Annotated in this window: 22 protein-coding genes; 4 read left to right on the forward strand and 18 right to left on the reverse strand. The window is 71.6% G+C overall.

The genetic code is table 11. The features are described from left to right. Positions 1 to 193: 193 nt before the first annotated feature. On the forward strand, positions 194 to 4,036 hold the full coding sequence (locus EV139_RS05085) for an efflux RND transporter permease subunit (protein WP_130453230.1): 3,843 nt from the start codon (positions 194 to 196) through the stop codon (positions 4,034 to 4,036). Between the two features lie 87 nt (positions 4,037 to 4,123). Here EV139_RS05085 and EV139_RS05090 read toward each other — a convergent pair whose 3' ends face one another. The 5 genes from EV139_RS05090 to EV139_RS05110 are packed head-to-tail and all read right to left on the reverse strand — an operon-like array spanning position 4,124 to position 8,174. Continuing rightward, positions 4,124 to 4,525: a Fur family transcriptional regulator gene (locus tag EV139_RS05090; protein ID WP_130453231.1), complete on the reverse strand. Its 402-nt coding sequence runs from the start codon at positions 4,523 to 4,525 to the stop codon at positions 4,124 to 4,126. Between the two features lies 1 nt (position 4,526). Next, positions 4,527 to 5,375 carry a metal ABC transporter permease gene (locus tag EV139_RS05095; RefSeq protein WP_130453232.1) on the reverse strand — a complete coding sequence of 283 codons (849 nt, stop codon included), beginning with the start codon at positions 5,373 to 5,375 and terminating at the stop codon, positions 4,527 to 4,529. Then, on the reverse strand, positions 5,372 to 6,250 hold the full coding sequence (locus EV139_RS05100; protein WP_241988968.1) for a metal ABC transporter permease: 879 nt from the start codon (positions 6,248 to 6,250) through the stop codon (positions 5,372 to 5,374). The genes EV139_RS05095 and EV139_RS05100 overlap by 4 nt, the downstream gene beginning before the upstream one ends. Beyond that, complete coding sequence (locus tag EV139_RS05105; protein ID WP_130453233.1) at positions 6,247 to 7,032, reverse strand: metal ABC transporter ATP-binding protein; 786 nt, start codon at positions 7,030 to 7,032, stop codon at positions 6,247 to 6,249. The genes EV139_RS05100 and EV139_RS05105 overlap by 4 nt, the downstream gene beginning before the upstream one ends. Then, a complete protein-coding gene (locus tag EV139_RS05110) occupies positions 7,032 to 8,174 on the reverse strand; it encodes a metal ABC transporter substrate-binding protein (protein ID WP_130453234.1) in 1,143 nt (380 codons plus the stop codon). Before EV139_RS05110 ends, EV139_RS05105 begins: the two co-directional genes overlap by 1 nt. A gap of 306 nt (positions 8,175 to 8,480) precedes the next feature. Between EV139_RS05110 and EV139_RS05115 the strand changes: the two genes are divergently transcribed. The 3 genes from EV139_RS05115 (at position 8,481) to EV139_RS05125 (ending at position 11,000) form a co-directional block, all read left to right on the forward strand. Continuing rightward, positions 8,481 to 8,954 (forward strand): hypothetical protein, encoded by a 474-nt coding sequence (locus EV139_RS05115; protein ID WP_130453235.1) that lies wholly within the window; start codon positions 8,481 to 8,483, stop codon positions 8,952 to 8,954. A gap of 93 nt (positions 8,955 to 9,047) precedes the next feature. Next, positions 9,048 to 9,539 (forward strand): hypothetical protein, encoded by a 492-nt coding sequence (locus EV139_RS05120; RefSeq protein ID WP_130453236.1) that lies wholly within the window; start codon positions 9,048 to 9,050, stop codon positions 9,537 to 9,539. A gap of 48 nt (positions 9,540 to 9,587) precedes the next feature. Continuing rightward, entirely contained in the window at positions 9,588 to 11,000 is a 1,413-nt protein-coding gene (locus EV139_RS05125) for an amidase (RefSeq protein ID WP_130453237.1), read from the forward strand. Here the strand turns inward: EV139_RS05125 and EV139_RS05130 are convergent. From EV139_RS05130 to iolD, 13 genes are all read right to left on the reverse strand, one after another. Next, entirely contained in the window at positions 10,987 to 12,078 is a 1,092-nt protein-coding gene (locus EV139_RS05130; protein ID WP_130453238.1) for a Gfo/Idh/MocA family protein, read from the reverse strand. The genes EV139_RS05125 and EV139_RS05130 overlap by 14 nt on opposite strands. After that, the gene (locus EV139_RS05135) at positions 12,075 to 13,073 is read right to left on the reverse strand and encodes a Gfo/Idh/MocA family protein (RefSeq protein WP_130453239.1); all 999 of its coding nucleotides are present in this window, start codon (positions 13,071 to 13,073) and stop codon (positions 12,075 to 12,077) included. The genes EV139_RS05130 and EV139_RS05135 overlap by 4 nt, the downstream gene beginning before the upstream one ends. An 87-nt stretch (positions 13,074 to 13,160) precedes the next feature. Then, complete coding sequence (locus EV139_RS05140; protein ID WP_130453240.1) at positions 13,161 to 13,961, reverse strand: SDR family oxidoreductase; 801 nt, start codon at positions 13,959 to 13,961, stop codon at positions 13,161 to 13,163. Positions 13,962 to 14,024: 63 nt separating this feature from the next. Further along, entirely contained in the window at positions 14,025 to 15,026 is a 1,002-nt protein-coding gene (locus EV139_RS05145) for a Gfo/Idh/MocA family protein (RefSeq protein WP_130453241.1), read from the reverse strand. Continuing rightward, positions 15,023 to 15,892 carry a sugar phosphate isomerase/epimerase family protein gene (locus EV139_RS05150; protein WP_130453242.1) on the reverse strand — a complete coding sequence of 290 codons (870 nt, stop codon included), beginning with the start codon at positions 15,890 to 15,892 and terminating at the stop codon, positions 15,023 to 15,025. Before EV139_RS05150 ends, EV139_RS05145 begins: the two co-directional genes overlap by 4 nt. Positions 15,893 to 15,963: 71 nt before the next feature. Then, the gene (locus EV139_RS05155; RefSeq protein WP_130453243.1) at positions 15,964 to 17,187 is read right to left on the reverse strand and encodes a Gfo/Idh/MocA family protein; all 1,224 of its coding nucleotides are present in this window, start codon (positions 17,185 to 17,187) and stop codon (positions 15,964 to 15,966) included. Between the two features lie 134 nt (positions 17,188 to 17,321). Continuing rightward, complete coding sequence (locus EV139_RS05160; protein WP_241988969.1) at positions 17,322 to 18,584, reverse strand: MFS transporter; 1,263 nt, start codon at positions 18,582 to 18,584, stop codon at positions 17,322 to 17,324. A gap of 100 nt (positions 18,585 to 18,684) precedes the next feature. After that, positions 18,685 to 19,596, reverse strand: a complete 912-nt coding sequence (locus tag EV139_RS05165) for an ATP-binding cassette domain-containing protein (RefSeq protein WP_130453244.1) — start codon at positions 19,594 to 19,596, stop codon at positions 18,685 to 18,687. After that, positions 19,593 to 20,639, reverse strand: coding sequence for an ABC transporter permease (locus EV139_RS05170; protein WP_130453245.1), 1,047 nt, complete (start codon positions 20,637 to 20,639; stop codon positions 19,593 to 19,595). Before EV139_RS05170 ends, EV139_RS05165 begins: the two co-directional genes overlap by 4 nt. A gap of 22 nt (positions 20,640 to 20,661) precedes the next feature. Further along, positions 20,662 to 21,657 carry a sugar ABC transporter substrate-binding protein gene (locus EV139_RS05175; RefSeq protein WP_130453246.1) on the reverse strand — a complete coding sequence of 332 codons (996 nt, stop codon included), beginning with the start codon at positions 21,655 to 21,657 and terminating at the stop codon, positions 20,662 to 20,664. Between the two features lie 79 nt (positions 21,658 to 21,736). Further along, entirely contained in the window at positions 21,737 to 22,678 is a 942-nt protein-coding gene (locus tag EV139_RS05180) for an NAD(P)-dependent oxidoreductase (RefSeq protein ID WP_130453247.1), read from the reverse strand. After that, positions 22,675 to 23,484 carry an HpcH/HpaI aldolase family protein gene (locus EV139_RS05185; RefSeq protein WP_130453248.1) on the reverse strand — a complete coding sequence of 270 codons (810 nt, stop codon included), beginning with the start codon at positions 23,482 to 23,484 and terminating at the stop codon, positions 22,675 to 22,677. The genes EV139_RS05180 and EV139_RS05185 overlap by 4 nt, the downstream gene beginning before the upstream one ends. Next, positions 23,481 to 25,436, reverse strand: a complete 1,956-nt coding sequence (gene iolD / locus EV139_RS05190) for a 3D-(3,5/4)-trihydroxycyclohexane-1,2-dione acylhydrolase (decyclizing) (RefSeq protein WP_130453249.1) — start codon at positions 25,434 to 25,436, stop codon at positions 23,481 to 23,483. Before iolD ends, EV139_RS05185 begins: the two co-directional genes overlap by 4 nt. Positions 25,437 to 25,496: the final 60 nt, after the last annotated feature.

Below are 25,496 nucleotides of genomic sequence, written 5' to 3' on the forward strand. Positions count from 1 at the left end.
TCTGACGCGGCGCGGGCGCACATCTCATCCCCTGGGATGAGGAAGGTCGTACCTGGGGACGATGCGGGAGCGGCGCGCATCGGCGAGGCTGAAAACCTCGTCCGTGCTGCCCCGCACGGAGAGCCACGGCTGAGCTGCGTTTGCGGCGCGATCAGTCGCGCCACCCGCCGGGGTCGTCCCACCGAAAGGCACCATGTCCTTCCTTACCCGCACCAGCCTCACGAATCGGCTCATCGTCGGGCTCATCACGCTCACGGTTGCCGCACTCGGCCTGTTCTCGATGAGTTCGCTCAAACAGGAGCTGATGCCCTCGCTGCAGGTGCCGATGGCCTACGTCTCGGTGCAGTCGCCGGGCCTCGCCCCAGAAGAGCTCTCGACGGCCGTGACCGAGCCCGCTGAGCAGGCGCTCAGCGCGGTGCCGGGGATCACGCGGGTCACCTCGACGACCTCGAGCGGCTCGGCCGACATCATGGTGGAGTGGCCGTTCGACGGCGACGAAGACACGCTCTCGAAGATCCGGGCGGCGGCCGAGTCGCTCAAGCCGGTGTTCCCGCAGGGCTCCGAGGTCACCGTCTTTTCCGGCGGGGCGGAAGATATGCCCGCGATGATGCTGAGCGCGGGATCGAGCGACGACTCCGCGGCGTTCGGCGACGCGCTCGCGCAGACCGTCGTGCCCGCCCTGCAGGGTGTCAGCGGCGTGCAGAAGGTCACGCTCTCGGGGCGCGAGGAACAGCGGATCTTGATCGATCTGCGCCCAGCCGACGTGACCCGCCTCAAGGTTGACCCCGCGCAGATCGAGGGCGTGCTGCGTGCACACGGGGCCGCGATTCCGGCCGGTCAGGCGGAGTCGGACGAGGGGCCGCTCGCGGTGACCGTCGGCGGCGCGCTCACCTCGGTGAAGGCCGTCGCAGCGCTCCCGATCGCCGTCGAGTCGGGCGTCACGAAGATCTCCGACTTCGCGGACGTGCACTCGGAGGTGGTGCCCGCCGACTCGATCTCGCGGGTCAACGGCAAGCCCGCGCTGACGCTCCAGGTGATGCCGGGGCAGGGCGCGAACGTGGTCGACATCTCGCACGGCGTGAACGCCGAGCTCGACCGCCTCGCTCCCGGCCTCAAAGCCGACTTCGTCACGATCTTCGACCAGGCCCCGTACATCGAGCAGTCGATCCACGATCTCTCCGTCGAGGGCGGCCTCGGCCTCCTGTTCGCGGTGCTCGTGATCCTCGCGTTCCTCGGTTCGTGGCGCTCGACCATCATCGCGGCGGTGTCGATCCCGCTGTCGCTGCTCATCACGCTCATCGGCCTCTGGTGGAGCGGCAACACGCTCAACATCCTGACCCTCGGCGCGCTCACCATCGCAATCGGCCGCGTGGTCGACGACTCGATCGTGGTCATCGAGAACATCTCGCGGCGCCGCGGCACCGGGCATCTCACGGTCGCCGGAATCGTCGCGTCGGTGAAGCAGGTCGCCGGCGCCATCACCGCGTCGACGCTCACCACCGTCGCAGTGTTCCTGCCGATCGCGTTCGTGTCCGGCATGGCCGGGCAGCTGTTCAGGCCGTTCGCAATCACGGTCACGATCGCACTGCTCGCCTCGCTCGTCGTGGCGCTCACCATCGTGCCGGTGCTTGCCTACTGGTTTATTCGCGGCACGGAGCGCCGTACCGCGGCGAGCGGTGCGGCCACCGCCGCCGACGCAGACGGCGAGGGCGAGGGCGACGACCGCGACGGGGGTGACGGGGGTGACGAAATCGGCGCCGCGGCCGCGGCCGACGACACGATCGAACTTGCGCGTCCGGTATCCGTGGGCCACGCCGTGACCGGCGGCGCGACCACCGAGACCGGGGCCCAGCCCGCCGCCGTCATCGAGGCTGGCGGCGCCCACTCGGATCTCGATGAGATCCACACGGCCCCGGACCGTCTGCAGCGCGCAATCATGCCCGCGCTCAACGCAACGCGCAGGCACCCCGTCATCACCCTGGTGTCGTCGGTACTGATCCTCGTCGGCACCCTGGCCATGAGCACACTGATCCCGACCGACTTCCTCGGCTCCTCCGGGAACGAAAGCCTGCAGCTCAGTCAGACCCCGCCCGAGGGCAGCGACTCCGATCTGGTCGCGGTCGCCGAGCCCGTCGAAGCCGCGCTCGGCGAGATCTCCGGCGTGCGCGACGTGATCACCAACATCCCCGTGAGCGTCGCCGGCGCCCCCACCGCAATCTCCTACGACGTCCAGTTGCAGGACGACGCGGACACCGAGGCAGTCAGCGACCGCGTGCAGCGCGCGATCGACGGTCTCGACGATGCGGGCGAGATCGAGCTGCTCACGCAGGACGCGTTCGTGGGCGGCGACTCGGGGATCGCGCTGCAGATCCGCGGCAACGACCCTGCCGCGCTCCGCGAGGCGAGCGACCTGCTCGAAGAGCAGCTCGCAGACCAGCCCGGCGTGCAGTCGGTGCGCAGTGAGCTCGCCGGGGAGCAGCCCGTGGTGCGGGTGAAGCTCAACAACGTCCAGGCCACGAACATTGGCTTCGACCCGACCACCGTGGCGCTCGCCGTGCAGGAGGCGCTGGAGGGCAAGCAGGTGGGCTCGATCATGCTTGAGGGGCGCGACCGCGATATCGTCGTGCGCACCCCGGGCACCGAGCGCACCGCCGAGGCCCTCGGCGAGATCATGCTGCCGGTCACCCCGGTGCAGACCTCGCAGGCGCAGAAGATCGCCGCTGACGCGCTCAAGGAGAAGGCCGACGCCGAGGCGGAGGATGCCAGGGCGAAGAGCGCCAACGAGCTGTCGAACCAGATCAGCGAAGCCTCCGGGCAGCGCAGCGAACTGGTGGCCCAGCTCGGCGGGCTCAACGCGCAGCTCGCGCAGCTGAGCGCCGCCCCCGTGGTGCCGGGCGCCCCGCGCACGCCCGAGGAGGACGCGATGCAGCGCGCGATGGAGGAGCGCGCCGAGCAGCTCGGGGCTCTCCAGGGCGCGATCGGCGCCGCGCAGGGCGGCATCGAGGGCATCGACGAACAGCTCACCATGCTGCGCGAGAGCCAGGAGCAGGCGGCGACGCAGCAGGCTGAGATGGAGGCCGCCGAGGTCACCGGCACCGCGATCCCGCTCAGCGCGATCGCCGAGGTGACGGAGGAGCTCACCGCGCCCGTCATCACCCGCGCCGACGGCGAGCGCCAGGTCGCGCTCTCCGTGACCCCCAAGAAGGGGCAGCTCGACCTGGCGAACGCGGCGATCACCACCGCGATCGACACCGCAGAGCTTCCCGCCGGCGTGAGCTTTGAGCTCGGTGGGGTGAGCGCCGAGCAGGACGACGCGTTCGCGCAGCTCGGGCTCGCGATGCTCGGGGCGATCATGCTCGTGATGCTCGTGATGGTGGCGACGTTCCGCAGCTTCCGCGGCCCGTTCGTACTGCTCGTGTCGATCCCGTTCGCCGCGACCGGTGCCATCCTCGGGCTCTTCATCACGAACACCCCGCTCGGCCTGCCGGCGCTGATCGGCCTGCTCATGCTCATCGGCATCGTCGTGACCAACGCGATCGTGCTGATGGACCTCGTGAACCGGCTCCGCGCCGCGGGTGCCGACCTCGACGAGGCGGTCGAGCACGGCACGCGCCTCCGGCTCCGCCCGATCCTCATGACCGCGGCGGCGACGATCTTCGCGCTCGTCCCGATGTCCCTCGGGCTCACCGGCGGCGGCGTCTTTATCTCGAAGCCGCTCGCGATCGTGGTGATCGGCGGGCTCATCTCCTCCACGCTGCTCACGCTCGTGCTCGTCCCGCTCCTCTACACGCTCGTTGAGCGCCGGCGCGACAAGAAGCTCGCAAAGCGCGAGCTGCGCCGCGAGCATCGGGCAGAACGGCAAGCCGAGCGTCAGGCCGAGCGCGCGGAGACGCGAGAGACGCAGCGGCAGTTGGCGGGGCGGGGCACGGCGCGTGCGGCGAAGCCCAAGCGCGAGCGGAAGCCCAAGCGTGGCCGCAAGAAGCGGGGCGGCGCCGAGGACCCCGAGGAGCCGACCGAGTTCACGGAGCTCGCGTAGCGAGACGGCGCTGGCGCTGCTCCCACACAGTGTGGGGGCAGCGCCAGCGCCGTTCCGTGCGAGCTAGGCGCGCGGCCGCGCCGCCGGTCACTCGCGCCCGGCGGCGCGGCAGCGCTCGCAGAGCCCGAAGAGGTCGACGACGTGCTCGATCTCGGTAAACCCGTACTCGGCTCCCACGCGCTGCGTCCACTCCTCGACGACCGTCGCCGAGAGCTCCTTCGTGTCCCCGCAGCTGCGGCAGATCAGGTGGTGGTGGTGCCCCTGCGTGGCGCACGACCGGAACAGGTTCTCCCCCTCGGGGGACTGCAGCGAGTCTGCCTCACCCGTGTCGGCGAGGCTGGCGAGGTTGCGGTACACGGTGGCGAGGCCGATCGTGGATCCGGAGTCGCGGAGCACCTGGTGCAGCTGCTGGGCGCTCACGAACCCGTGCGCCTCTGCCAGCGAGGCGCGTACGGCCTCCCGCTGCCAGGTATTGCGTTTCGGCTGCATGTCAGCCCTCCCGTGCCGGTGTCTTGCCCCCCACCGTAGCGAACTCGCCGCTGCGATGCCCAACCCGATCCGCGATGGCCCGCGCCACGACGGCAAGGATGAAGAGGCCCGCGATGACCAGACCGACGGCGCCGCCCGCCGCAATCGCAAACTCCCGGGAGACCCAGAGGCCGACGAGCCCGCCGAGCACACCGATTCCAGCGGCGAGCGGGGGAATGAGTGCGAGGCGCGAGGTGAGCACGCGGGCGGTCGCGGCGGGGCCGATGATCACGGCGACGCCGAGGATCGCGCCCACCGCGGGCATCGCGACTACCACCGCGGCCGCGATGACCCCCGTCACGATGAGCTCGACCGGCCAGCTCTTGAACCCCGCGGCGGCAAAGCCGACCGGGTCGAAGGTGTGGAACAGAATGCGTCGCCGGGTGAGCGCAAGCACCCCGAGCGCGAGCACGAGCACGGCACCGGTCGCGGCGACATCGCCCCCGGAGACGCTGAGTGGCGACCCGACCAGCAGCGCCTCGACGGGGATCCCGAGCCCCGGGTTGAGGCTCGCGAGCAGGGTGCCGAGCGCGAATCCAAACGAGAGCACCACGCCGCTGGTGACCTGACGGCCTTGGCCGGGAACCTTGCCCAGCAGGGTCATGAGCAGCACGAGCACGAGCGCGAACAGCGCCTGCCCCAGCAGCAGGTTGAGGCCGGCGATCGCGAACACGACTCCGCCCGGGAACGTAGCGTGGCTGAGCGCCACCGCGAAGAACGAGCGGCGCCGCAGCACGATCAGCGTGCCGGCCAGCCCAGCAAGGAGCCCCAGCAGGGAAAGCTCGATTGCGGCGAGGGTGAAGTAGCTCATGCGCGCGCCGCCCGTCGCCGAGGGATCCGCGTCAGCGCCGCGACCGCGTAGCCAGCGACGAGCAGCAACACGACAACCGCGCCGGGCGAGACCGTGGCGCCGGCACCAACCGACCACTCGAACGAGAGCCACAGGCCCGCAACCCCCGCCGCGAGCGGCAACAGGATCGCGATCGGGATCAGCAGCGCAAAGCGCCGCGAAATGAGCCGCGCCGCAGCCATCGGCACCGTGAGGAGCGCGAGCACCATGAGCACGCCGAGCGCCTGCACGCCGGCGACCACGAGCAGCGCGACCGAGATGCCGAGGGCCAGGTCCGCGGCGAGCGGCCGGAACCCGGCGGCCTCCGCGCCGGCGGCGTCGAACGCGCGAAACAGCTGCGCCCGCCAGCTCAGAGCCACCACGAGGATCGCGGCGACCGCCACCACGAGGATCTGCCACAGCTGCGCGTCCGTCACCGTGAGGAGCCGCCCGAACAGCAGCTCCTGCAGCTGAGAGACGTACCCCTCCTGCCGGGACACCAGCACGATCCCGAGGCTGAAGAGGCCCGTCAGCACCACGGCGATGGCCGCGTCGGCACCGACCCCGCCCCGATGCTCGAGCACCGTGAACAGGATCGCAGCGGCGATCGCCGCGACGACCGCGCCGGGAAGCACCCCGGCGGTCCCGCCGAGCGCCGCCCCGATCACGAGGCCGGGAAACACCGCGTGGACGAGCCCGTCGCTCACAAACTCGAGCTCCCGGAAGCTGATGAAGAGCCCCACGACACCGGCGGCGACCGCGAGGATCACCACCGTGAGGAGGGCGCGCCACATAAACGGCAGTGCGAAGACCTCGGCCGGACCGTGCGCGAGCAGCGCGGTGGCGAGCTCGGTCACGCCTCGGTCTCCCGCGTCGTCGTGACCGTGTGGTGGTCGAGTTCGACGGTCGCCTCGTGGAACGCGTGCTGCACGGCGTCGAGCGTGAGCGCCTCGCTGAGCGGCCCGAAGCCAGCAGGGTGCCCGGGCTGATTCGGCTCGTGCCCGCTCGCGAGCAGCAGTACGTGACTGCACGCCTCACGAGCGATCTCCAGGTCGTGCGTGGACACCACGATCGAGCGCCCCTCCGCGCGCAGCTCGGCGACGAGGGCAAGGAGCACCTCGCGGTTCTCGCGGTCGAGCCCGTTGAACGGCTCGTCGAGGAGCAGGAGCTTCGGATCCGACACGAGCGCGCGGGCGAGGATGCCGCGCTGCTGCTGCCCGCCGGACAGCTCGCCGAAGCGCCGCCCAGCAAAGCCTGCGAGGCCCACACGGTCGAGCGCGGACGCCACCGCCGCGCGCCCGGCGCTTCCGATCGGCCGCAGCGCGCCGCGCGAGCGGTACAGTCCCATGGTCACGACCTGGCGCAGCGTCACCGGGAGGCTCGCGTCCCGGGTGTCGGCCTGCGGCAGCGATCCCACCCTGCGACGGGCGCGATCCGGCGTCGTCCCCAGCACGCTGATGGTGCCGGCAGTGCGGTCTGCGAGGCCGAGGATCCCCCGCAGCAGGGTGGACTTCCCCGAACCGTTGGGCCCGATCAGCGCGAGCGCCGCCCCCTCGGGGAGCTCCAGGCTGAGCCCCTCGACCCGAGTGACCCCCGCGTATCCAAAGGCGGCCTGGTCAAGCGCGAGTACTGCAGTCATTACTTGAGCGTAGCGGGGAGCGGGGCCGCGGTCTCACCCCACGCCTCAAGAATCAGGCGCGTGTTGTGGATCGTCGCGTCGATGTACGTGTCGGCGCCGCTGTCCTCGGTTCCGAGCGAATCGGCGTAGATCGACTCAGCGTCGACGACGGTCACGCCGGCCTCGGCGGCGATCGTGCGCGCGAGCTTGGGGCTCATCGAGGACTCGACGAACACCGCGGTGACCCCGCGCTCCCGGATCTCGGCGACGAGCGCGTCAATGTCTGCCGCGCTCGGCTCGGCGTTGTCCTCGAAGCTGGGCAGGATCGCCCCGGCAAACGCGATGTCGTAGTCGTGCAGGAAGTAGCGCAGCGAGTCGTGCCCGCTCACGAGCACGCGCTTCGCCTCGGGAACCGCGGCGAACTGCTCACCCACCCAGGCGTCGAGCGCCTCGAGCTTCGCGGTATACGCGGCGGTGCGCTCCTCGTAGCCGGCGGCGTGATCAGGATCGATGCGCGCGAGCTCGGCGCCGAGGTGGGAGACCATGCCCTCCGCGTACCTCGGCGAGGTCCACAGGTGCGGATTCGTGGCGCCGTGATCGTGGTCGTGCTCGTCCTCGCCCTCCGCGTGGTCGTGCCCGGCCTCTTCTGTCTCATCGGCGTGAACCTCTTCGTCGGCGTGCTCGTCCGTGGCAGCCGCGTGGTCGTGATCCGCGTGCGCGTCGCCGGACTCGCCCGCCTCGCCCTCGGCGGTGATCTCGGTGGCCTCGGCCAGGTCGATCCCGTCGCTCGCGGTCACGATCTCGCCCGCAAAGCCCGACGCGTCGATCGCGTCGTCGATGAAGGTCTCGAGGCCGGCGCCGTTGACCACGAGCACGTCCGCCTCGCTGAGGGCGAGCAGATCCGCCGGGGTCGGATCGAAGTGGTGCGCTGATCCGCCCGGGACGAGGAGCCCGCGGAGCTCGATGTCGTCGCCACCCACCTCTCGGGCGAAGTCAGTGAGCTGCGTGGTGGTGGTCACCACGCTGAGCGCGCCGTCGGGTGCGCCGTCGGCGCTCGCGCCTGGTGCGCAACCGGTGAGTGTGAGCGCCGCGGCTGCGGCGAGCGCGATGCCGCCGACGAGGGCGGACTGCGAGCGGCGGGCGCCGCGAGGAGTGAGTGACATAGTGAACTTTCTAAATGAGAACGAGTATCACTATAGCGGCTCGTGAGAACCATTCGCAACAGCGGGCGAGTGGTGGCCGGGGGCGTCCGAGCTCGCGCAGGAGATCCGAGCTCGCGCAGGAGGAATTCGCCGAATTCGTCCGCCTGAACTCGGATCTCCTGCGCGAGCTCGGATGGGCGCGCGGCGGGGCACACGGTGCGGCCGAAGCTGGGCACACGGCAGGGAGGGGGCGGTGCTGCGCCCACAGCCCACCACAGCGGACAGCGGACACTGGACCTTCCCCGGGACCCCGCCTATGGTGGGGGCATGAGCTCCCGGCGCCGCATTGCCCCGGCGATCGTCATGATCGTCGGAGTCGCCGGGGCGCTCGTCTTTGCCGCGCTCTTCCCCGCATACGCAACTGGCGAGTGGAGCGAGCCGCAGGGCTCGTGGGAGGCCTCTCGCACGCAGCTCCTCGCAGACACTGCCGACCCCGCCTCGGGCGCGGGCGCGGCCCTCGGCTCCCCGCTCGACCCCGAGTCGGTGGTGCTGCTCGAGGAGCTGGCCGACGGCGGCTACCTCTTCGCCGCGCGCACCACGGCGGGCTTCCTTGCCGCCGGGGTGGCACGCCCCGAGGGCCCGACGATCTGCGCCTCCGCCGACCGGTCGCCGAACGCGGAGATCGCGTGCGAGGTGTGGCGCTCGGACGACGAGCGCGGGTACGGAATCTGGGTGCAGCGCTCCGACACCGCACCGAGCGGCTTCCGGTACGAGCTCGAGTACGGCGAGCGCGCACCCTAGCGCCGCACACGGCGCCCCGGTCAGCACGGCCCCCAGCCCGCAGAGCGCCCCGGCGCACAGGGCACCCCGACCGCGCCCGCCTAGGCTGGGGGCATGAGCACAGGACGACGTATCGCGCCAGCCCTGGTAATGATTGCCGCACTCGCCGGAGCACTCACGCTCGCAGCGCTGTTCCCGGCGAACGCCGCGGGCGACTGGTCCCGGGCGGCCGATCCGTGGGAGAACGCGCGGGAGCACATTATCGAGGACAGCTCCTCGGCGGCTCCAGACATGCGCCCGCTGCCGGAGTCGATCACGCTCCTCGAACAGCCCGAGGAGGATCTGTTCTTCTATGCCGCGACCACCGAGGGCGGGGGCGTGTTGCTCGGCGTCGTCGACGCGAGCGGCGGCGGCGTCACCTGCGGGAGCCTCGCCGACTCGACAGAAGTCGAGTGCGGTTTCGGGTTCGCCGAGCCCGAGCTGCACGGCGCGGCCTGGGTGGAGCGCGCCCCCGCGGCCCCGAACGGCTTTCACCACGAACTGCGCTTCTTTGGCTCGGAGGCGGAGTACACCGCGTACTTCGCAGCGCTGCCGGAGTCCGCGTAGCAGAGGCCCGCTCGGAGCGCGCTGATCCCGCCCCCATAGGCTGGCTGAATGATCACCACGGGCGATGCTTCCCAGCTCACCGGCTTCCCGGCCACCGCGCTCGCGCTCCGCGACGCACTCCGGGCGGGCGAGCTCTCTGCGCGCGAGGCGTCCGCGCACTTCCTCGCGCGCATCGCCGCGCGCACCGATCTGGGCGCGTTCGTCACAGTCACCGCCGAGCGGGCCGCGGCCGAGGCCGGGGCGGCCGACGAGCGCTACGCCGCGACGCCGCGGGCCGGGCGCGCAGCGCTCCCCGCCCTGCACGGCGTCCCGCTCGGTCACAAAGACCTCAGCGACGTTGCCGGGGTCCCCACCACCCACGGGAGCGCGGCGTTCCCGCACGCGCCAGCACCCGAGGACGGCCCCGGAGTGCGCGTGCTGCGCGCGGCGGGAACCATCTCGCTCGGCAAGACGCAGGTTCCCGAGTTTGGGCTCACCGGCTACTCCGAGAACCTGATCGCACCACCGGCCCGCAACCCGCGCGACCCCGAGCGCACGGCCGGTGGCTCATCGGGCGGGAGCGCCGCGGCGGTCGCGGCGGGCCTGCTGCCGGTGGCCCCGGGCAGCGACGGGGGCGGCTCGATCCGAATCCCCGCGCTCGCGTGCGGCCTCGTGGGCCTCAAGCCGGGGCTCGGAGCGGTGCCCTCGGACGTGACGCGCGGCCCGCACGACGAGTTCGGCGCCCCGCGGCTCACGGCGAGCGGCCCGCTCGCGCACACCGCGGGGGACGCGGCGCTGCTGTTCGACGCGATGCGTGGCGCACACGACGAGCCGGCGGTCACGGCCGTGGCACGGGCCGACGAACTGCGCGGACTGCGGATCGGGGTTTCGGCGGCCTCCCCGTTCGAGGCAGCGCACCCGGTCCCGCTGGCCCCCGAGGCGCGGGCCGCGCACGAGCGCGCAGCGCAACTGCTGGCGGAGCGCGGGCACCGCGTCGAGGCCGCCGATTTCAGCTACGACCCGGTCTACCCGCGGGCGTTCACGCTCGCGTGGACCGCTGGGCTGTCGCTGCTCGACCTCCCGGCGGGCGCAGCCGAGCGGCTCATGCCCCTCACCCGTCTGTTCCGCGAGCGTGCCATCGCGCGGCCCCGGGAAGCGCACGTGTCGGCCGCGTCCCAGCTGCGCGACTTCGCCACGGAGGCCCGGGCGCAGTGGGGCCGCTACGACATCGTGCTCACCCCGGGCCTCGCGATGCTGCCGCCCCGGATCGGCGCGTTCACGGCGCTCGACCCGGACGACGACTACCGGCTCCAGTGCGAGTGGGCGCCGTACACCTCAATGGTCAACGTGTCGGGGTTGCCCGCCATTGCGGTGCCGATCCTGGAGACGGCGGCAGGCCACGCGTTCGGCGTGCAGCTGATCGGCCGTGCGGGCACCGAGGAGCGGCTGTTGCAGCTCGCGGCGCAGCTCACGGCGCGCTAGCCCGCGTGACCGGATCCCCCATGCGCTCTCGCGCCTCAGCCATGAGCGCGACGGTCGCGAGCGTCTGGTCAAGCGGGCGCAGCGGGGATTCGGTGAGCCCGGCGTCGAGGCAGCGGGCCACCTCGAGCGCTTCCCAGAACAGCTGGGTGTGCGCGAGAGCCGCCCCCTCGGCCCGCAGCTCGGACCCGTCGTGGAAGCGCACGACCACCGGGCCGGGCTGGTAGAACGGGGCCGGGAGCGAGAGCGTCGCCGCGGTGCCCGCGATGTACGCGGTCGTGGGAGTATCGGCGAGCATCGACGCGCTCACCGTCGCGAGCCGGCCGCGCTCGTCGGCGAGCACGGCGGCGAACTGCCCGATCGAGCCGTGCTCCGGGTGACGCTGCCCGTGCGCGGAAACGACCCGGAGCCCCGGGAGTACCTCATTCGCGAACATGATCGTGTAGCTGCCGATGTCGTTCATCGCGCCGCCGCCCTGCACCGGATCCATCGCCCGGTGGTGGTCGACCAGTCGCTCACCGAGGTTCGCGGAGACCGCGACGACCTCGCCGAGCATGCCGCTCGCGAGCACCTGGCGCACGATCGAGTACCGCGGCAGCGCGAGCGTCCACACCGCCTCCATCGCGAAGACGCCGCGCTCGCGCGCAAGCTCGACGAGGGCGCGGGTATCTGCGGGGTGCGGGGTCATCGGCTTCTCAACGAGCACCGGCTTGCCTGCCAGAATCGCGAGCGTCGCGTGAGCGAGGTGGTCGAGGTGCCCGGTCGCGATGTAGACCACGTCGACGTCTCCGTCGGCGACGAGCTCTTCGTAGCTGCCGTGTGCGCGCGCGATGCCGTGCTCCGCCGCGAACTCAGCCGCGCGCCCGAGGCTGCGCGACCCCACGGCGACCACCGGCTGGGAGGTGCTCGCCTGGAGCGCCTCGACGAACCTGGCGGCGATCCAGCCGGTCCCAAGAATCGCCCAGCGTTTCGCGGGCACCGCACGCGGATCCGGCACGACTGGATCGGGGAGCCGCTCGGGGCGCGCGCCGCCCGGGCCGGGCCCGGCGGCCGCCGGAGTGGGCCCCGTCGCGGGGCTCATCGCGCCACCGCCACGGGCACGAAGCCGCCCCCGGCCCGCATGGACGCCACGGCGGCAGCGGCGACGCGGGTGGCCTGCGCGCCGTCGGCGACGGTCGCGAGGTGCGGTGCGCGGCCGGCGCCGAGCGCCGTGACCCACTCCTGCAGTTCGAGTCGGTACGCGTCGGCGAAGCGGGGGCGAAAGTCGCCTGGGACGCCGGTGCTCGCGGCGAGCCCGGCCACCGTCACCGTACGGTGGGGCTCAGTGATCGCGACCGTGCCGGTCTCGCACACCACCTCGCAGCGCATGTCGTAGCCCGCCCGCGAGTTCAGAAATGTCTCGACGGTCGAGAGTCCGCCGTCGGCGGTGCGCAGCAGCAGGAGGAACGGGTCGCGGAGCCCGCCGGCCGTGCCACTCGGCGCCGCCGGGGCGTGCCACGCGACCTCGGTGACGGGGGCGCCAACGAGCCAGGGAACCAGGTCGAGGTCGTGGATCGCCGAGTTGAAGATCACCGACTCGTCGGTGGCGCCGGGCCCGGAGGCCACGCCGCGACCAATCGAGTGCACCATGAGCGGCCGCCCGTGCGCACCCGAGGCGACGATCCGGCGCTGCTCTACGTAGCCCGGGTCGAAACGCCGCATAAACCCCTGGTGCACGAGCGGGATCCCGGCACCGACCGCCGCGCGATGCGCCGCGAGCACCCGCTCGGCCTCGTCGACCGAGTACGAGAGCGGCTTCTCGCAGAGGGTCGGCTTGCCCGCCGCAATACAGGCGAGCGTCTGCTCCGCGTGCAGCGCATCGGGCGAGGCGATGAGCACCGCGTCGACGGCGTCGTTGGCGATGAGCGCGGCCGGGTCGGTGAACGCGACCGCGCCGGGAATCGCGGCGGCCGCGGCACCGGCCCGCTCAGGATCGAGGTCCGCGACCGCGGTAACGGTGGCGCCCGAGACTTCGCGGTGCAGCACCCCCGCGTGGAAGGCGCCCATCACGCCGGTGCCGATGATGCCGATTCGCATGTGCGTTCTCTCCTCTTCATGGGTGGCGGCGCGCCCCGTGCGGGGCGGCCCGCGCGGCGGTGTGCGCCCCGCGCGAGGGGGTGCGCGCTACTGGTCGTAGGCGCCGGGGACGTTCTGGTCCCAGTCGATGATTGATCCGGTGACCACGCCGCTGCGATCGCTGAGCAGGAACACCACGGCGTCAGCGATCTCGTCCGGCTGCCCTAGTTTGCCCATCGGCTGCGCGGCCTCCGCGGCGGCGAGCCAGTCGTCAGCGGCCCCGTGGAACGTCTTCTGTGTTGCCGTTTCACCCGGGGTCGCGGTCCAGCCGATGTTGAGCCCGTTGATTCGGATCCGGTCGAAGCGGTGGGCGAACGCCGCGTTCTTTGTGAGGCCGGCGAGGCCGGCCTTCGAGGCGGTGTAGGGCGCAAGATATGGCTGACCGCCGTGCATCGACATGCTGATGATGTTGAGGATCGTGCCGGGCGCCCCGCGGTCGCGCATGTCAGCCACCGCGCCCTGCATCGTCATGAACGGCACAACGAGGTTGAGGGTGAGGTGCTCCTGCAGCAGTTCCCGGCTCGTATCGAGCAGGGTGCCGCGGCTCGTGGCGCCGGCGGCGTTCACGAGACTGTCGATGCGACCGAAGCGGGCCACGGTTTCGGCGACGGCGCGCTCTGCCTCGCCCGGCTCGGACAGGTCGGCGATGATCGCCGCGGCCTCGAATCCCGGCGTCGCCGCACCCGCGGCGCGGATCGCGGCGAGCGCCGCCTCCGCCTTGGCCGCGCTCCGGCCAACGATCGCCACCCCGACGGCCCCCTCTCTGGCCGCCGCCTCGGCGATCGCCAGGCCGAGGCCCTGCGTCCCGCCGGTCACGAGAAGTGTCTTCTGGTTCAGCAGTTGCTGCATTGCGGTGCTCCTTTGCGTCGGGGATGGGGTGCGGCCGCGCGTGCCCGCGGCCTGGGTCTGGGCCTAGGCCAGGCGGCCCGGGCGCAGCGGAAATCCGCTCTGCACGAGGATGGCGTCGATCAGCGCCATGGTGCGGCGTGAGCGCTCGAGCTCGGTGGCGGATCGCTCACCCGAGCGCAGCGCCGCGCGGATGCGACGGAGCTGGTACGCGTACGAGGATTCGGTGCCCGTGCGCTCCTCGCGCGCGACCCCGTCGGCAGTGACGAGCAGGCGATCATCCTCCTGCGGCTTCACGAAGTTGGGGGCGTACACGTCGCCGCGGTCGCCGATCACCCGGAGGCTGAAGTCCCACTCGGGGCTCTCCATGCTCACGCTGAGCGACGCGGGCGCGGCGCCGACGCTGAGCGACGCGGTCACCGCGGCGTCCAGCCGCGGATCCGGGCCGTAGCCCACTCCCGCTGCTGTCGCGAGCGTCACGGGCAGCCCGAGCGCGTCGCCGAGCGTGAGCAGCGCGTGGACCGCGTAGCACCCGAGGTCCATCATTGCGCCGCCGGCGAGGTCGAAGCTCCAGCGCGGGTCAGCCGCGTCGGGGGACGGCATCAGCATTGCCACGCGCACCTCGCGCAGCTCGCCGATCTCCCCCGAGCGCACGATGTCGAGGAGCCGGGCCGTGAGCGGGTGATCGGCGTAGTGGAACGCCTCCCAGGCCCAACCCGGCGCCCGCTGGAGCTCGGCGGCGACCGCATCGAACTCGACGAGGTTCGCCGCGAACGGCTTCTCAACGAGCACCGAGCGCCCGGCGCGCAGCGCGCGCACGGTCCACTCGGCGTGCAGCCCGTTCGGCAGACCGATATAGAGCAGGTCGAGAGAGTCGTCGGCGATCAGCGCCTCGTAGTCGTCGCGGATCCCGTCGAAACCGTGCTCGGCCGCGTACGCGCGGGCGCGCTCCGGGTCGCGCGCCGCGACGGCCGCGCGGGTGTCTCCCGTGTCGCGGCTCGCCGCGGTGATCGCGAGCTCCGCGATCCGCGAGGCGCCGAGGAGCCCGATCCGCAGCGGGGCGCTCACGCCGAGACCGCCGCGCGGATGAAATCGATGCTGCGCCTGGCGTTCTCAAGCGCCCGCGCCGCGTCGGCCTCCGACTCGATCACCGTGTCCTGCTCGATCACGTACCAGCCGTCGTAGCCCGCGTCGCGGAGGGCCGCCACGATCTCGGGGATGCGCGCGTCCCCCTCGCCGAGCGCGCAGTACATCCCCTGCTGCACCCCGTCGCGGTAGCTGAGTTCGCCCGCTCGGACCCGGGCGGCGACCGCGAGGCTCACGTCCTTGAGGTGCGCGTGGACAATGCGGTCGGCGTGATCGGCCACGAGCTGCAGGGGATCGCCTCCGCCGAGGGTGAAGTGCCCCGCATCGAGGCAGAGACCGATCCGTGACCCGGCGATGACCCGCTCGACGGCGGCGGGGGCCTCAACCACCGTGCCAAGGTGCGGGTGGAGCGTCGCCACCACACCCACGGCGGCCGCGGCGTCGAGCGCGCGATCGAGGTTGGCGAGCAGTGTGCCCCACTCGGCCTCGCTGAGCTCGCCCACCCCGTCGTACCCGTCGCGGCCGGTCACCGCCGAGAGCACGAGGGTGTCGGCACCGGCGGCGACGTACGCCTCGAGCTCGCGCTCGATCGCGGGCAGCGGGTCCTGCGCCGCGTCGTGCAGCACGATGGGGAAGAAGCCGCCGACGGCCCGCAGCCCGGCGCTGGCGAGCACGCGCGCCCGCTCTGCCGGTGCGTCGGGGAGAAATCCCTCCGGCCCAAACTCGGTGGCACTGACTCCCAGCCCGGTCATCTCAGAGAGAACGCGCTCACGGTCGAGCTGCACCCCCCAGTTCGGAACCTCGATGACGCCCCAGCTGATGGGTGCGGCGGCGATTCGTGCGGTCATGGTGGCTCCTTCTGAGTGCTGGTGCGTCGTGGCTGAAGTGCTGGTGATCGGGGTGGGGATCCGGAGTGCGGCTAGTTGCGCGTCGCAGCGGTGGTGCCCGGCAGCGGGGCGCTGGGCTCCCAGCCGCGGCCGGCTGCGGAGCGCTCAGCGGCGGAGATGACCTGCGCCGCCGAGAGCGCGTCCTGGATGTTTGAGTTGCGCAGCTCGCGGCCGAGCACCGCCTGCACAAACTTCTTCGCCTCGATGACCTTGAGGTCGTCGTAGCCCATCGAGGTCCCGGCACCAGGCTGGAACCGGCCGAAGTCGCCCATTCCGGGGTGCGCCATGACCCGGGTGTAGCCGGGGTACTCGGTGTCGAGGCCGCCGGCGACGTGCAGCTCGTTGAGGCGCTCGAAGTCCCAGCGCGCCGAACCAGCCGTGCCGTAGACCTCGATCCCATAGCTCGCGCGGGGCCCCACGGCCACCCGTGATGCCTCGAGGGTGCCAACCGCGCCCGCCGCGGCCGCGCCGTCGGCGAGCCGCACGAGCATGCCGGCGTAGTCCTCGTTTTCGACGGGCTTCATCTCGCCGTCCTCGATCACCGCGAAGTGCGTTCCCGTGCCCATCGGCAGCTCCGGGCGTTCCGTGTAGACCGTGGAGGTGACCGCGTTCACCTCGGCGATGGGGCCGAGGGTGTACTGCACGAGATCGACCAGGTGGCCCATCAGGTCGCCAAGCACGCCGGACCCCGCGAGGCCGCGCACGAAGCGCCAGGAGAGCGCACCGCGCGGGTCGGCCGAGTAGTCGGCGAACATCTGGCCGCGCACGTTGGTGATGCGGCCCAGCTTGCCGTCGGCGACCAGCTCGCGCAAGTACTCAATGGCGGGAGCGTGGCGGTAGTTGAACCCGATCGATGAGACGACGCCGGCCTCGGCTGCGGCCTCAGCCACGGCGCGGGTCTCGGCCTCGCCGCGGCCGACCGGCTTCTCAATCCAGAAGTGCTTGCCGGCCTTCGCGGCGGCGATCCCGATCTCGGCGTGCAAAAAGTTCGGGGCGCAGATCGAGACGACGTCGACCTCCGGGTCGTCGAGCACCGCCTGGTAGTCGGCTGAGGCACGCTCGTACCCGAGCACGGACACCGCTTCCTCCGCGCGCGCCTGAGCCGGGTCGGCGGCGTGCACCAGCCTGGGGCGCACGCGGAGGTCCGGGTAGGCGTAGCGCAGGTTCGCGTAGGCGCGGCTGTGGAGCTGCCCCATCCAGCCGACGCTGATGAGCCCGACGCCGATCTCTACGGTGCCGTCTTCGGTGGTCTGCATGCTGCTTCGCTTTCGCTCGGGGTGCCTGGCACCGTGCCACGCCGGCGATGGTCGCGCGACGCTGAATATGGACCGGTCCAAAGTGTATGAACCCTGGCCCGCAACTGTCAACCTCGGGGCTCGATTCTCGGCGTTCACGCGGCCCCCGCCCGGCCGCGCGGGCCGCCGCGCCCCCGGCCCGGGCCGCGCCACGAGCCGGGACCACGCAGCGCGATGAAGCACACGGCCCCGACCGCGACGAGCACGAGCGCGGAAGCCGGCACCGCGGCGGCACCGCTGAGCGCGAGCGCTGCGCCGCCGATGAGCGAACCGAGGAAACTCCCGAGGTTCGCTGCCCCGGAGGGCAGCGCGGCGGCGAGGCGCGGCCACCGCGGGAGCTCGCGAAGGAACAGGACCTGGGCGGCGGGGCTCCCGCCGCCCAGCATCGCCCCAACACACGCCACGCCCAGCGCGGCGCCCACAGCCCCGAGTCCGGGCACGAGCATGAGGCCGGCCCCGAGCGCGCCGGTTGCGGCCGCCCCGATGAACGCGGCGCGCGGCCAGCGGTCCGCGCCCCAGCCGGCGGCGAGGTTGCCGGCGTTCATCCCCACACCGAACGCGAGCATCGCGAGCGGTGGCGTAAGCCAGCCACCCGCCCCCTGCGTCCACGCCGTGACCGGGGCCACGAAGGTCACGATCGCGAAGCCGCCACCCGCCACCGCGATCGCCGCGAGGGCGAGCGCGATGAGCCGCCCGGTGAGGCTCGCTCCCCCGGGCGCAACGGTACCGGTCGGGGCCGGCGGCGGCTGGCACAGCAGCAGCGCCAGCAGTGGCACCGCAAAGAACACCGCGCACCCGGCGAGCGCGAGCCGCCAGTCGAGCGCGGCGCCGAGGGCCGTCAACGCCGGCACACCCAGCAGGTTCGCTGCAGCGAGTCCGCCGTGGATGAGCGCCGAGCCGCGCCCGTAGCTGCGACCACCCAGCAGATGCGCTGCGGCGAGCGCCGCGACCCCGATGAAGCTTGCGTGGGTGAGCGCCGCAAGGAAGCGCAGCACGAGGGCGCTGCCGAGCGTGGGCGCGAGGGCGGTGGCGATCGTCCACACGAGCATGCTGCTCGCGCACGCGATCAACGTGCCCCGCTCGCTCAGGCGGCGCAGCAGCGCCGGCGTGACGACCATGCCCACCACCACGCCGAGCGCGTACGCCGAGGCGAGCCCGCCGCTCGCCGCGAGCGCCGCGTCTGGGCGCGTCGCCAACAGCCCGGGGAGGAGATCCTGCGCGATCTGCGGGAGGAGCCCCATCACGAGAAACTCGCTGACCCCGATTCCGAAGCCGCCGCAGGCGAGGGCGGCGATGAGCACCCACGGTCGCGGTGCGCGCGGGAGCCGCTGCCCGCGGTGGTGTTCCTGCTCGTGCACTGCGGCCCCTCTCCCCGCTGACGCGGCCGATTGTGGTGGGAGCGGGACACGCAACAGGGGGCGTCCCGCACTGCGGCGACGCCCCCTCTCGCGGGTGTGCCTAGAGCTCTTCTGGCGGCACGACGCGCACCGCCTCGGTGACGGACACCCGCCCCACACCGGCGGCTGAGTCGTCCTGGATCTCGTCGCGGATCGCGCGCACGGTGTCAGTGCTCGTGCCCACCTGGCGCAGCTCGTGCACCAGCTGTTCGAGCTCGGCACCGCCCGCCATCAGGCCGGTCAGCTCCTCGAGCGTGATGTCCTCCTTCTCGTGGTAGCCGATGCTCTGGCCGCGTTTGAGCAGGAGAAAGCGGTCGCCAACCGGATAGGCGTGGTGCGGGTTGTGGGTGATGAAGACCACGCCGAGCCCCCGATCCCGCGCCTGGATGATGTAGCGGAGCACCACGCCAGACTGCTTCACGCCGAGCGCCGCGGTCGGCTCGTCGAGGATGAGCACCTTCGCACCGAAGTACACGGCGCGCGCGATCGCCACACACTGCCGCTCACCACCGGAGAGGGTGCCGATCGGCTGGTCGACGTCGCGCAGGTCGATGCCCATGTCGAGCAGCTCCTTTTTCGCCGTCGCCCGCATGAACTCGATGTCCAGGCGCTTGAACGGCCCCCAGCCCTTCGTCTGCTCGGAGCCGAGGAAGAAGTTGCGCCACACCGGCATGAGCGGTGCCACCGCGAGATCCTGGTAGACCGTGGCGATTCCGCGGTTGAGCGCCTCGCGCGGCGATCCGAGCTTGACCGGCTCGCCCTCGATCAGAAATTCCCCGCCGGTGTGCTGGTGCAGCCCGGCGATGATCTTGATGAGCGTCGATTTCCCGGCGCCGTTGTCGCCGAGCACGCACATCACCTCGCCCGCGCTGACCTTGAGGCTCACGTCGCGCAGCGCGATGATGTTGCCGTAGCGCTTCTCGGCCTCGCGCAGCTCGACGAGCGGCGTGACCGGTGCTGTTGTGGCGTTCACTTTTTCCCTCCCTGCGCTGCGCGTCGCTGCAGCGTGAAGTTGAGCACGGTCGCCCCCAGGAGCATTGCCCCGAGGAAGAACTTGAGCCAGTCCGGGTTCCACTCTGCGTACACGACGCCCTTGAGTGCCATCCCGTAGATCAGTGCGCCGATCGCGCCGCCGATCGCGCTGCCGTAGCCACCGGTCATGAGGCAGCCACCCACGACGGCCGCGATGATGTAGAGGAACTCGTTGCCGATGCCCTCACCCGACTGCACCGTCTTGAATGCAAACAGCTGGTGCATGCCGAGCAGCCAGGCGCAGAAGCTCACGCCCATGTAGAGCCCGATCTTGGTGCGCACCACGGGCACACCCACCGCGCGCGCCGCGTCGGGGGCGCCGCCGCTCGCAAAGATCCAGTTGCCGATGCGGGTGCGCTTGAGCACCCAGGTCGCGATTGCCACGAGCAGGATCCAGTAGAAGACCGTGATCTTCACCTTCACCCCAAAGATCGGGATGTCCGAGGCGAACACGGCGGCGGCTGATTCGAAGCCGGGCCAGTTCGCGACGGACGGCGCTGCGACCCCGCCCGTGATCAATCGCGTCACACCCAGGTTGAGGCCGGTCAACATAAAGAAGGTGGCCAGGGTGATGATGAAGCTTGAGAGTTTGGTTTTCGTCAACAGCCAGCCGTTGAGCAGGCCGACCAGGAGCGAGAACACCAGGCCGATGATCGCCCCCACCCAGACGTTGCCTCCGAACCAGTACATGAACAGGGACGATGACAGCGCCGCCGAGATGACGCCGACGCCGGCCGACAGGTCGACCTCGCCGCCGATCATCAGCAGGGATACGCCCACCGCCATGATCCCGACGGTGGAGGCACCGTAGAGGATCGTGGCGATCGAATCGGGCTGGGTGAACTGCGGCGCGACCACCGCGAACATGATCGCGAGGGCGAGTGCCGCCGTGCTGGCTCCGGCTTCCGGCTTCGAGAAGAAGCGCGTGAAGAAGTTGCCGGTGGCGATGCGCTCGTCGAACTTCGGCGCTGTGGCTGTAGACATAGGTTTCAACTCTCTTGCAGCATTACTTGAACTGCGCGGCAACGCTCTCGGCGTTGGCGGCGTTCACCACTGCGGGTCCGGTAAGCACTGCCTGGCCGCCGCCGAGGACGTAGCCGCCCTCAGAGAAGAGGCGAACCGCCTCGACCGACTGGTAGCCCTGCATGAACGGCTGCTGGTCGATGCCGAAGAGCATCGTGCCGTCCTTGATCGCCGCGTACACATCCGGGTTCAGGTCGGTCGTGGCGAGCGTCGCGCTGCTGCCGGCGTCGGTGATGGCGTCGACCGCGGTCATTGCGAACGGGGCGCCGAGCGTCAGCACCGCGTCGATGTCCTTGTTGGTCTGGAGCTTCGACGTGATGGTGGACGCAACGTTGGTCATGTCCGTGCCCTGCACGTACAGCACCTCCGAGCTGCCCTCGAACGTGTCGGCGAGACCCTCGCAGCGCGCCTCGAGGCCCACGTGACCCTGCTCCTGGATCACGCAGATGGCCTTCGTCTTCCCGGCCTCGTTGAACTGCTCGCCCGCGGCCTGGCCGGCGATGAACTCGTTCTGGCCGAAGTGCGCGAGCACGCCCATGTCCTTGAAGTCGTTCTCACCGGCGTTGATGCTGAACACCGGGATGCCCGCCTCGGTGGCCTTCTTGACCTCACCGGACATCGCGTCTGCCTTCGCCAGCGTGACCACGATGCCGTCAACGCCCTGGTCCACGGCCTGCTGCACCAGCTGAGCCTGGCGGGCGCCGTCCGGGTCAGAGGTGTAGAGCAGGTTGATGTTGTTCAGTTCCGCCGCGTTCTCAGCGCCGGCGCGGATCGTGTCCCAGAACGTGTCGCCCGGTGCCGCGTGAGTGATCAGCGCGACCTTGAGCTCCTCGGTCGTGGCGCCGCCGGACTCGCCGTCGCCGCTCGCTGCGCCGCCGGCTCCCGCCGGGCTGCCACAGGCGGCGAGCAGCAGTGCGCCCGTCGCCGCGAGGCCCGCAAGCCCAAACTTCGCCATACGGCTCTTCCGTGATTTCAACATAGTTTCACTCCATCGTGTTATTGAACTAATGTCGTTACAAAGCTGTTCGCTTGGTGTAACAGTACCGCAACTTCCCCCGTCAGGCATCCATTCGGGTAAAAGTTGGATAACGACCGCCGAGCGCCTCGGCCACAGCCACCGCCGCCATGCGGAACGTCTCGCGCATCGCGCCCTCCGAGAGCCCACTCGTGTGCGGGCTCAGCAGCACCCGCGGGTCGGCTGCGAGCGGATGGCTCGCGACGGGCTCGTGCGCAAACACGTCGAGCCCAACGCCCGCGAGCACCCCGGCGGCGAGCGCGGCGCTCAGCGTCTCCGTCGACACGAGGTCGGCGCGCGCGCAATTGACGAGCACCAGCCCCGGTCGGGCCTCGCGGAGCAGCTCGATCGGGAGCAGCTCCCCGCCGCCACCCGGCAGGTGGAGCGTGATCGCGTCAGCGCGACGCACCGCAGCATCGAGCGCAACGTTCTCGTACTCGTCCGCCCGCACAAACGGATCGTGCACCAGCACCCGCATCCCGAACGCGGCTCCAAAGCCCGCAACGATACGGCCGATCCGGCCGAAGCCCAGCACCGCGAGCGTGCGGCCGAACAGGTCGCCAGGCGTGGGGACCGGATCCCGCCCCCAGCCGCCGCCCCCCACGAACGCGTGCGACTCTGGCACGCGCTTCACGAGCGCCGCGAGCAGCGCGAACGCCCCCTCGGCGACCGCCCGGCTGTTGCTCCCGGGCGTGACCGCAACCTCGATCCCGCGCTTGGCGGCCGCGGCGACGTCCACGCGCTCCACCCCGACGCCCGTGCGCGCCACGATCCGCAACCGCGGCATGCGGTCGAGGAGCTGCGCGTCGACATCGAACGCCGCGCGCACGATCGCGCCCTCAGCGACGGCGAGGTCCCCGGCCGCGGGGTGCGCCACAAACACGGTCCCCGGAGGCAGGTGGGGCGTCACGAGCGCCGGGTCCACGGGCCCGAGCCCGACGACGACCGGCGGGTGGACCCGGGCGGCATCTCCCGCGGCGCTCACCGACGCACCCCGAGCCCGTCCGGAATCGCCCCGCGGACCGTTGCCGCGAGCAGGGTCGCGTCCGAGCCGACCGCGAGGAAGCCGAAGCCACGCTCGCGGTAGCGCTCAACGCCGGCCCGGTCGTTCGCGAGGATCCCGGCAACCTTGCCAGTGGCGCGGCACGCGGCCAGCACCGCGTCAAGCGCCGCCTCGAAGCGCGGGTGATCAAACTGACGCGGCACGCCGAGCGCGTAGCTGAGGTCCTGGGGTCCCACGAAGAGCACGTCAACGCCCGGGGTCGCCGCGATCGCCGCCACGTCGTCGACCGCGCCGCGCGTCTCGATCTGCACGATCCCAACCGCCTGCTCGTTCGAGCGGTCCAGGGCCCCGGTGTCGAGCGTCCAGCGCGCGGCGCGGTTGTAGCTCGCAACGCCGCGGTCGCCCGCCGGCGGGTAGAGCTGGTGACGGCGCGCCTCGGCGGCCTCCGCCGCGCTTGAGATGCGCGGGAACATCACACCGGCGGCCCCAGCGTCGAGGGCGCGGCCGATCCTGATTCGCTCGGGCTGCTCCACGCGCACGAGGGTCGCGGTGCCGTAGGCCCCGGCCGCCGCCACGATCGCGCCGATCTGCCCCTCGCTGCCACCCCCGTGCTCCAGGTCGACGAGCACCCAGTCGAGGCCGGCCGCCGCGCACACCTCCGCCGCCGCGACGGAGCCCAGGCTGATGAACGTGCCGATCGTCGCCTCACCCGCAAGGAACCGTTCGCGCAGCGCGCGCCCGGGAGCGAGCGGGCCGGGCGCTGGGGTGGCCGAGGGCGCGGCGCTCATCCGTGCCACCGCTGCTGAGCGCGCCCGGCGCCGTACTCCACAAGCTTCTCGGAGGTATCAACGCGTGCGGACACCTCGGCCGGCGAGACGTCCCACCAGACCTCCGACGACGGCAGGTCGGCGTGCGGGATCGTGGGTACCACGATCACCACGGGGCCGCCCACGTCGCGCGTCTCCTCGAGTGCGGCGCGCACCTCCGCGGCGCTGGTCGGTCGCCGCACCAGCGCGCCGAGCCCCGCGGCGATCTGCCCGAGATCGATCCGCAGGTAGTCGCCGCCCAGACCGCCCGCGCCCCCGGCGACGAGCCCGGTTGGCACCTCGCCGTCGCGGTAGCGGAACTCGTTGCCGAAGTGCTCGCCCGTGCGCCACATCTGTAGGCGCCGAATCACCTGATAGCCGTGATTCTCCGAAATCACCACTGTGAACGGGATGCCCTCCTGCGCGGCGGTGACGATCTCGGTCGGCATCATCACGAACGTCCCGTCGCCAATGAACGCGGTCACCCGGTGGCTCGGTTCCGGATCCGCGAGCCGCACCCCCATCGCCGCGGGCAGCTCGTAGCCCATGCACGAGAACCCGAACTCCAAGTGCGCCGTCCGGCCACCCGTCGCATCCCACACCTTCTGCAGATCGCCGGGCGGCCCGCCCGCGGCGGCGACGATGGTGTCGCCCGGGCGCGCGTGCTCCTGCATGAGCCCGATCAGCTGGCCCTGCGTCAGCACGGCGTCGGTAACCGGCAGCTCCGGGTGCGCCTCGCGCGGGAACCGGGTGTCGGGATCGAGCGCTGCGGCGCGCACCGGCAGCCAGGCGGCGCGGGCGGCCACCACCTCCCCGGCCCACTCGGCCGGCACGCGGTAGTCACCGAGCTCGGCGGCGAGCGCCGTGAGCGCGAGCCGCGCGTCCGCGACCACCGCGGTGGCCCCCTGCTTCACCGCGTCATGTTCAACCACGTTGATCGACGCGAAGCGCACCGCGGGGTTCGCGAAGAGCGACTGGGAGGCGGTGGCGAAGTCGGTGAGCCGGGTACCGATGTGCACGATCAGGTCTGCGCGCTCGGCGAGCCGATTCGTGGTCGGCGCGCCCTCGAGGCCCACGCCGAACACGCTCCACGGCCCGTCCGCCGTCACCGCCCCCTTCCCGGCGAACGTCTCGCTAATCGGGATCAGCGTCTGCCGCCCGAGCGCGGTGAGCTGCTCCTGCGCGTCGGCATAGATCACGCCGCCGCCAGCGATCACCAGCGGCCGCTCCGCCGCCCGGATCAGGGCGGCGACCCCCGCGAGCTCGTCGGCGGCCGGCACGCGGCGCCGGATTAGCCAGTCCCGGGGCTCGAAGAACTCGGCGGGGAAGTCGTGGGCGTGCGATTGCACGTCCTGGGGCAGCGCGAGCACGACCGCTCCGGTCTCCTCCGGGTTCGCGAGCACCCGGAACGCCTGCGGCAGCGCCGTCAGCAGCTGCTCCGGGCGGGTGATCCGGTCGAAGAACCGAGAAACCGGCCTGAACGCATCGTTCGCGGTGACGTCGGGGGTGCCAGGCAGGTCGAGCTGCTGCAGCACGGGGCCCTGGCGGCGCGTGGCGTAGGTATCGCCGAGCAGCAGCAGCAGGGGGAGCCGGTTCACCGTTGCCAGCGCCGCTGCGGTCACGAGGTTCGTCGCGCCGGGGCCCACCGAGGCGGTCACCGCGAGGGTGCGGCGGCGGCGCGAGGCCTTCGCGAAGCCGGTCGCCATGTGCCCGAGGGCTTGCTCGTTGCGGCCCTGCACGAATGGCAGGGCGTCGGCGTACTCGGCGAGCGCCTGCCCGAGCCCGGCGACGTTGCCGTGGCCAAAGATGCCGAGTGCCGCCGGCACGAATCTTTCCCGCGTCGCGTCCGCGACGGAGTACTGCGCGGCGATGTTCCGCACGATCGCCTGCCCAACGGTGAGCCTGACGGTATTGCCTGAGGTTCCCAGAACCATGATCGATACGCTCCCTTGCGTGTTCGTTGATATCTCGCGGGTGAGGCGCGGTGCGCGGCC

The sequence above is a fragment of the Leucobacter luti genome (assembly GCF_004217175.1).
GTDB classification, from domain to species: domain Bacteria; phylum Actinomycetota; class Actinomycetes; order Actinomycetales; family Microbacteriaceae; genus Leucobacter; species Leucobacter luti.